Below are 4,608 nucleotides of genomic sequence, written 5' to 3' on the forward strand. Positions count from 1 at the left end.
TGCGGCAATCCAATACGCCGGTAACGTTCTTGGAGACAACCTAACGGCCAACCTCAGCTTCGGCGCGGGCTTCGACCTCAGCGTCGGGTCGATCGGCAGCTCGTTGGATGCGTTCCTGAACCCCATCTACAAGGACTCGATCCTCGCGCATATCAGCGTGCCGTTGCTGCTGCGTGTGTCCAAGCAGGGTTGGGGTCACTACCTCGAAACCACGTCGACGAACGTCACTCAGGCGTTCACCGCAGCGTCGATCATGGATCTACGGACCCGCCGGCGTGAAACCGACCCCGACATCGCGTTCACGTTGCAGGTGGCCAACGCGAGCCCGTGGCTGATCGGGGACAACGGCTTCGGCCACTGGTGGCTCGGTGACCGCATCGGCGGCACATCAAGGTATTTGATGCCAAGGGTTTTCGTGCGTCGCTGCCGAACATTGACGATCAACTGGGACGAAGCAAAAGGGGTGGCGATCGAGGCGCAGTTCGCCGATACCCGCAATGAGAAGGACTTCATGGCGCGCCTGGCGGAACTCACGGCGAAGGCGATGAGCGGATTGCAGGAGATCGGACTGTGGTAGCCAACGAGCAGACTCCGGAGCAGCAGCCGGTGATGACTCCTGAGTCGATGCAGGCGATGGCGGACAAGGCGCAGGCGTTGAGCGACGCGCAGGTCATTCCAAAGAAAATCCCGGCAGCCGACGACATCGACACGCAGACCAAAGCCGTTGGCGGCGCGCTGGCTTCGGCGCTGCTGACCGCGACGGAGATGCCGCTGCACATGCTGCAGCCTGTCGTCGGTGACTTGGCCGCGCAGCTGGTGGCGCTGGGTATCCGCCAGACCGAGCATGTCGACCCTGATGCGGTGCACGCGCCTGCGTGGATCACCGACGGTGCGCGGCAAGAGTCGATCAAGCTGCCGAAGCAGCAGCAGCACACTGAGGCGGAGCCGGTCGTTGCGCGGACCGCCGAGGCCCCCAAGTGTCCGAAGCGGATCGCGAAGATTGCGAGAGCGGTCAAGAGGTGACCACACCGGGCGGAGTGCCGAACCTTCCGCAGGGCGCTCTGACAATCGACACGTTGCAGTCGAAGACGCAGGACATGTCACCGTCGGCGATGAAATCTCGTGCCTCCGAGAGAATTTCCAGCATTTTCGGCGGTTCCACCGGCTCGGACCCCATGTCGGCAATCACACCGTTCGGCTTCTTGACGGGCTTGTTCGCGGCATTTCAATCGACAGTCGCCAACGCCGACCCCAACGACATCAACGGCCCCGAGGATCTGCCGGGGTTGCTGCTGGACTTCATCGAAAGCCTGCCTGTAGTAGGTGAATTCGTGCGTTTGTTGGATGCGATTAAGGGCACCTACGAGGGCGATGATGAGACGCTGCTGGCGGTGCAGGCGTTCTTCGTGTCGCTGCGCGCAGACCTCGAACAGGCGCAGACCGACGCCGACGCCGCAGCCGACAAATGGGCTCAGACGACCGACCAGCTACTCGGAACCGGGCACGGCGTCGAAGATTTCATCAACATGCTGCAAGGGCTCCGCGATGGGCAGATCAGTTTCCTTGCGCCACCGAACGCGAACCGTTTGACGAACCCAAGTTTCGATGGGGCGCTGTCGATTTCGTCGACCGATTTCGAATGGGATCCGACTGTCTACCGGTCGCCGCCGACTCCCGGCCTAGTCCCAGGTTCGGCAAAGGCGATCGCCGACGGCACCGAGAAGGAGCTGCGGTCGAACCGGCTCGGCGTCGCACCCGGCCAAATCTGGACGTTCGTCGCGAACCTGGCGGCGGTCGGGCTGACCGGATCCGGGACGCTGGCGCAGCTGACGGCGCAACCGTACGACTTGCAGGGCAACGAGCTGCCGGCAGTCGTGCTGACGGGCACCGGGACGCTGACGGGCACGGCGACGATCTGGTCGGCGCCGCCACCGGGAACGATGCGGACCGCGCAACTGGTGGCCGACTGGACGATCCCCGAGACCGTGTATTTCGTCGAGCTGCGCCCGGTGCTCACCGAGAACGCGACTGCGGGCTCGCTGTGGCTCGACGACATGAACCTGTCGGCGAAAAGCCTGATCCCGCAATACTGGGTGAAGGATCTTGTCGACAACCTGACCACGGCGTTTACCCGGTTCACGCAGCTTGGGCAGATCGTGAGCGGTCAGATTGTGACCGCGTTCGACGATTTCGTTCAGGACTTCAAGGACTACTGGACCAGCAACTTCGGTCCGGCCGCGCTCAAGGCAAAGGCGGATCAGAACGCTGCGTGGAACGCACGCAAGTGGCAGAACGACCAGGTGCTCGGCGACTGGTTCGCGCCCCTCGGATCGGTCACGGACACCGCGGCGACGCTGGTCGGCGGGAAGCGCACCAAGTGGGGCGCGTGGAACGACAACTGGAAGATCATCGCCGAACAGGCCGGCCTAGTCCCGACAACCCCGCCGCCTCTGGTCGACGTCGGCACCTTCGCGCAGGCCACCGAGACGCGCGTCATCGTCAACGAGGGCACGCTAGCGCAGGTCCAGGCCGACGTCGACGCACTCAAGACCGCCGACACATCCGTTGCCGGACGCAAGTTCCTTGTTTCGGCCAGCGGCGGCTCAGCGGCCAGCTGGGGCACACCGTGGACGACGACGCCCACTAACAGCAATATCGCGCCGGACTCGCAGAACGACCTGTACGCCGTGTCGACGGCGGCGAGCTCTGCCGTCGACCTGACGGTACAAGGCGTTTTCAACGCGGGAACGACGCTGACCTGGGATCAGATCGTCTCGGTCGTGTTTCAAGAAGCCGCGACGAACATGGCCGGCGGGCTGGGGCCGCGCAACAAGATCAAGGGCCGCATGTCGGCCGACGGTCTGAACTATGTGTGGGCTGAGGTCAACTACAACCGCGTCCAGGTCGGCTGTTGCGTCAACGGCGTCGAGACGGTGTGGGACACGAAAAACAGTGTTTCGGTTCCGGCTGGGGCGCTGTTCGAGCTTCGCTGCGGCAGCTCCGCCACGCATCGCGCATACCAGGTGCTCGTCGGCGGCAAGGTGGTCATCACCTACGCCGAGTCGGGCACCGTCTCGATGCTTGGGGACGCGTACACCGGCGGTGGGCAGGACATGACGGCCTCGCACGGCCTCGCTAACGACGTATTCAAGCCGGCGCGAGTGAAGCAGTTCAAGCTGCAGGATTCCAATGCTGCGGCCAGCACCTACGGCACATCGGCGCGCTGGTACCGATCGTCTACATCTGGCGTGCTGGCGCCCAAGGCCGCCGTGGTCAGCATGGGCGGCAACGTCTACGACGCCAACCCGGAATACGCCTCAGCCGACATCAAGATGTTCGCCACCGGGTTTGCGTTCTACACGCCGGGTCGCTACCGGATGACCCACGCGACGAAGGTTTCGGCGGCGACCAGCAGCCCCTGGGCGTGGAGCGCTATCGCTGCCGGCACCGCGTACGCGTCGGTCAACCAGATCACCAACGTTGGAGGCAGCCCGACCGTGGTGTCGAAGGCCTCCTCGAAATACGACGCGGCCGCCGTCCTGGGCCTGGGCGGCTCGTTCAGCTTTAACGCAAAAGGCGACGGCACCGCCTCAGAACTGTGGGCCCCGTCGATTGCCGTCGCCGGGTCGGGCAACTACTCGGTTCTGGGTGACGGCGGCGGCGAAGGTACCTGGGTCATTATCGAGAGGATCGACTGATGGCCGCTTCCGAGTGGTGGGAGACGGCCGAGCATCCGCCGATGGAAACGCCCGACGTGCCGGCGCCGCAACTGTTCACCGCCGACCAGGTGGCGACCGCCATCGCCGCGGCGGTTGAGGCACAAGCAGCCGGCGAGGATCCCCGCGAAGCAGCTCGCACAGCGATCGCCGAGGTCGATCCGGCATGACGACAATCATCATCCTGAACCCGATGGGCACCGACGTAACTCCGTTTGTGACCGGCGCCCCGCTGGTCCCGCAGCTACTCAAAGGCACTATCCGCAAGCCTGGCGACACCGTCGTCACGATTCCCTACACCAATCAGCCGGGGCGGCAGAATGTCGCCGACGGCGTGGAAATGCTGCACGCCGCGATTCTCAACGCGATCAGCAACGGCGCCACCGACATTCTGGTGTTCGGTTACTCCGAGGGCTGCCAGATCGCGGACTGGTGGCTGTGGAAGTACGGGCAGTCGACACCGGTCGACCCGGCGCTGATCCGGTTCTGGCTGATCGCCAACGCGAACCGCAAATATGGCGGATTCGTGTGCGGTCACCCAATTTTCGACGCGGTGGGCTACACCAACGGCAAACCCGCCAACACCCCGTATCGCGTCATCGACTTCACCCGCCAATACGACGGCGTATCGGATTTTCCGACCGCGCAACCGATTCAGAATGCGCTCGTCGGGCTGCAATCCGTCGGCAGCGACCAGAACGCTCTATCGGGCGCGATGAACGCGGTCGCGGCGGTCCTGGCCGACACCGTGCACAAGACGGCAGCGCTCAACGCGATCAGCGGCCTGGTGCTGATCCACAACATCTACCTGTACGTCACGCTCGACGACCCGAACAACGTGTCCCTGACCGAAGGGAACATCACCTGGGTCTGGTCACCGACCTACCCGGCT

General features: G+C 64.1%; 4 protein-coding genes and 1 pseudogene. All 5 read left to right on the top strand.

Annotated features, from left to right (window positions below):
• A pseudogene (locus CYU59_RS05005) lies at positions 1–577 on the top strand (hypothetical protein); the annotation flags it as partial.
• Positions 571–1,023, top strand: a complete 453-nt coding sequence (locus CYU59_RS05010) for a hypothetical protein (RefSeq protein WP_292976595.1) — start codon at positions 571–573, stop codon at positions 1,021–1,023. The pseudogene CYU59_RS05005 and the gene CYU59_RS05010, both read left to right, overlap by 7 nt.
• Complete coding sequence (locus tag CYU59_RS05015) at positions 1,020–3,698, top strand: hypothetical protein (protein ID WP_292976596.1); 2,679 nt, start codon at positions 1,020–1,022, stop codon at positions 3,696–3,698. Before CYU59_RS05010 ends, CYU59_RS05015 begins: the two co-directional genes overlap by 4 nt.
• Positions 3,698–3,886: a hypothetical protein gene (locus CYU59_RS05020; RefSeq protein WP_292976597.1), complete on the top strand. Its 189-nt coding sequence runs from the start codon at positions 3,698–3,700 to the stop codon at positions 3,884–3,886. Before CYU59_RS05015 ends, CYU59_RS05020 begins: the two co-directional genes overlap by 1 nt.
• A partial coding sequence (locus tag CYU59_RS05025; RefSeq protein WP_292976598.1) for a PE-PPE domain-containing protein occupies positions 3,883–4,608 on the top strand: 726 nt, incomplete at its 3' end. The genes CYU59_RS05020 and CYU59_RS05025, both read left to right, overlap by 4 nt.

This window comes from Mycobacterium sp. (genome assembly GCF_002863225.1).
In the GTDB taxonomy this organism is placed as follows: Bacteria; Actinomycetota; Actinomycetes; order Mycobacteriales; family Mycobacteriaceae; genus Mycobacterium.